Annotated in this window: 1 protein-coding gene; it reads left to right on the forward strand. The window is 45.8% G+C overall.

All coding sequences use genetic code 11. The features are described from left to right. A partial coding sequence (locus tag A3750_RS21635; RefSeq protein WP_197475225.1) for a 7TM-DISM domain-containing protein occupies positions 1-730 on the forward strand: 730 nt, incomplete at both ends.

The following is a 730-nucleotide window of genomic DNA, read 5'->3' on the forward strand; positions in this document are numbered from 1 at the left end:
TTCAGTTAGAGAGTAATCAGGATATTTCGGTTATTTCCCGAGTCAAAACCCAGGGCTCGATGTTGCTGCCCCTGTATCTTTGGACAGAGAAATCCTTCTTTGAGTCTGCTGCAAGCGAACAGAAAATCCACTTTTTTTACTATGGCGCTTTAGCCGTCATCTTGCTTTTGAATCTAGCGGTATTTTTTACACTGCGTGAAAGATTGTATTTGTATTACGCGTTAGCCGTTTTTGGCTACCTAGTATTTTTTGCGAGCAGTCGAGGCTTTATTCATCAGATGGTGTTGCCTCATGCACCCGATTTGAACAGTCGATTGTTCCTTATGTCGATGCCCTTTCTTGCTTTGTTCTCTTTGCTTTTTGCGCGCAGCTTTATGCGAACCTATCGTGGCACTCCGATGTTGGATAAAGCCATTTTGGTGATGGTCGGTTTTGAGATCTTTGATCTCGGCGTATCCATGTTTATGGGCTACGACTTTTCAGTGCGTGTATCGGCCATTGGTGGTGTTTTGCTTTTTGCGGTACTTGTTTTTGCTGGGCCAATCAGTTGGTTTAAAGGTAAGCGATCCGGTATTTACTTCACTATTGCGTGGGTTCCCCTGACGCTAGGGTTTGCCATTACAACGGGCAGGAGTACCGGCGCACTACCGAACAATTTTTGGACAGAATATGCAATGCAGATCGGGTCGGGCATTGAAGCTTTGGTGCTAACGTTGGCGCTTGCGGATCG

This window comes from Oleiphilus sp. HI0079 (assembly GCF_001635105.1).